Source organism: Holdemanella sp., assembly GCF_056804935.1.
In genome coordinates, this window is record NZ_DBMEXE010000195.1 from 1 (window position 1) to 3,057 (window position 3,057).

The window sequence follows — 3,057 nt, forward strand, 5'->3', positions numbered from 1 at the left end:
ATCTAATAAGCTTGGCAAAATACTTGTACGAATATAGCGACGCTCTTCACTCATAGGACTAGCTAGTTCGATTGCTTCATCATTATTAAAAATCGCATTGTCTTTCTTTTCTGTACTAACCAAAGTATATGTTAAACAATCTTGTAAGCCTTGAGCACATAAGAATTGACGTGCCTGACGAGTCAATTGTTGTTTATACGTTAATTTACCTTCTGTCATAGGCATAACTGGAAGCGTACTAGGCAAACGATCATAACCTAACATACGAATAACCTCTTCGCTTAGATCGGCCATACCTTCCATATCGGTTCTTGAACTTGGAATGTGGCAAGTAATCAAATCATTAGTTACTTCAGGTTCAAAGTCTAAACGTGCAAATACATCGACAACTTCATCTAAGTTAAAGTCAGTACCTAAACGATTATTAATAGCTTCTAAAGTACAAGAAATTGATTTTGGTTCATAAGGAACTTGTCCATATTGAACTGTTTCTTCAATACCTGTCGCATCCGCATATTCAATCAACAATTGAACGGCACGATCCAATGCTTTTTTACTAGCTAATGGCTCAATTCCCTTTTGGTAGCGAACACTTGCTTCTGTAGAAAGATTTAAACGGCGTGCTGTATTACGAATCGCAACATGATCAAAAATAGCACATTCAATAATAATTGAATCCGTTGTATCTAAAATCTTAGAATCATCTCCACCCATAACACCGGCAATACCGATTGGTTTACCTTGATTTGTGATGACGATATCTTCTGGTTGTAATTTATAAGTCATACCATCTAAGGCTGTATATTCTTCATCAAAGCCATCGGCTACGACAATACTTTGACTTGGCAAAGATTTCGCATCATAAAAGTGCATTGGCTGCCCTGTTTCTAACATAACGATATTTGAAATATCGACAATATTATTGATTGATTTTACACCACTAGCTGCCAATAATTCTTTCATCCATTTTGGACTTTCTTTGATAGTTAAGTGGTTGATCACTTTTCCATAGAATAATGGACATTTTGATGTTGTACTTTCAACATGCAACTGACTTGATGTACCTACATCACTTGCACCTTCATATTTTGGAAGTTTAACTTCACGATTTAAGATGGCACCCGCTTCTTTTGCCATATTAAATGCAGCTAAACAATCATTACGATTTGGCGTTAAACCTATATCTAACACTTCATCATCTAAACCTAAATAGCCAAGTGGATCTGTATTTCCTACAGGCGCATCCGCAGGTAATACTTCAATACCACTCTTTTGATCATCATCTAAACTAGCTGGATCTACCCCTAGTTCAAGCAACGAACAAATCATACCATTACTTTCAACCCCACGAATCACACCATTCTTGATTTCTCCACCAGGTAAAACAGCACCTGGTAGTGCAACAATTACATTTTGTCCTGCAGCCACATTGGGTGCACCACACACAATATTGACAACTTCATTTCCTACATTGACAGTTGTACAGTGCAAGTGATCACTATCTGGATGTTCTGTACAAGTTTCAACGTGACCAATCACTAAGTTTGTTCCTTGCGATAAATGTTCAATACCTTCTACTTCAAAACCCGCATCGGTAATGCGTTTGGCCATTTCTTCAATAGAAAGATCTTGTACATCCATAAATTGATTAAACCATTTTCTTGAAATACGCATACTTAAATCCTCCTACTCATAACGTTTGAATGTAGAATTGAAACGTTTATCATTTGTATAGAAATGACGAATATCATCAATGCCATACTTCAACATCGCAACACGCTCAATACCTACACCGAACGCAAAACCACTACATTTTTCTGGATCATAACCAGCCATCTTTAATACGTTTGGATGCACTTCTCCAGCGCCTAGAATTTCAATCCATCCAGTACCTTTACATGTTGGACATCCTTTTCCGTTACAAATGTGACAAGAAACATCGACTTCTACACTTGGTTCTGTAAATGGGAAATAGCTTGGTCTAAAACGAATCTGACGGTCTTGACCAAATAATTTTTTTGCCATGAATTCCAAAGTTCCTTTTAAGTCCGCTAAAGTGACCTTTTCACCAATAACCAATCCTTCCATCTGCATGAACTGGTGAGAGTGAGTCGTATCATCATCATCACGACGGTATACCTTACCTGGACATACAACCTTAATTGGAAGATTTGGTGCACTTTCTTCTAACACAACCATCTGAATCGCTGTTGTATGTGTTCTTAATAGACGATTTGGATCAATATATAAAGAGTCCTGCATATCACGTGCTGGGTGATCCTTAGGAATATTGGCTCTCTCAAAACAATATTCATCATCGACAATGTCGTCACCTTCAATAACCTGATATCCTAAACCAATGAATAAATCTTCTAATTCCTGACGCACTAAATTTAATGGGTGTGCATTACCTAGTTCTGGTTTACGCCCTGGCAAAGTGATATCGATCTTTTCGGATTCGATCTTTTTTTGCATTTCTAAAGCTGCCAATTGTTCTTTCTTTTCTTCAATCATCTTAGAAAGATCTTGTTTCAACTGGTTGACCTTTTGTCCAAAGATAGGTTTTTCTTCTTTCGACAAATCTTTCATACCCTTCATCAACTCTTGAACAGGTCCTTTTTTACCCAGATACAAGACACGTAAATCATTCAACGAAGATGAATCTTTGACATCTTGAATTTTTTGTGTAGCTTCCTGCAAAAGCTCTTCAATTGTTTTCATGTTGTTCTTCCTTTCCCTAAAAACAAAAAAAGACGACGCAAGAACGACTACTGCCGCGTTACCATCTTGCTTCGTCTTGATAGACACACTTAATTAACCATGATAACCGTGTGAAACGGAAGAGGTTTTAACTCTTGCTCAAAGGTGAATTCACTATCCCTACTCATATAAACCTTTCACCAATTGGTTTACTCTCTGATCTAAGCGTTCAATAGTTACTATGTCTTCTCATTGCTTTAACATTTCAAATTATATCGAAGTCCATGTTTTTTTTCAAGCCGAAGTATGGTAATATTTTTTTATGATTCAATCTGTAAACAATAAAAAAATAAAAGA

2 protein-coding genes are annotated in these 3,057 nt (G+C 36.7%); both read right to left on the reverse strand.

Translation table 11 applies throughout. The features are described 5' to 3' along the window. Positions 1 to 1,674, reverse strand: a 1,674-nt coding sequence (gene pheT / locus ACZQCL_RS08070) for a phenylalanine--tRNA ligase subunit beta (RefSeq protein WP_482482684.1), incomplete at its 3' end; no start/stop codon positions are given. A gap of 12 nt (positions 1,675 to 1,686) precedes the next feature. Continuing rightward, complete coding sequence (gene pheS / locus ACZQCL_RS08075) at positions 1,687 to 2,721, reverse strand: phenylalanine--tRNA ligase subunit alpha (protein ID WP_482482686.1); 1,035 nt, start codon at positions 2,719 to 2,721, stop codon at positions 1,687 to 1,689. Positions 2,722 to 3,057: the final 336 nt, after the last annotated feature.

Excerpts from the sequence above, each read along its gene's own strand:
- pheS (WP_482482686.1), bottom strand. The coding sequence starts at position 2,721 with ATGAAAACAATTGAAGAGCTTTTGCAGGAAGCTACACAAAAAATTCAA.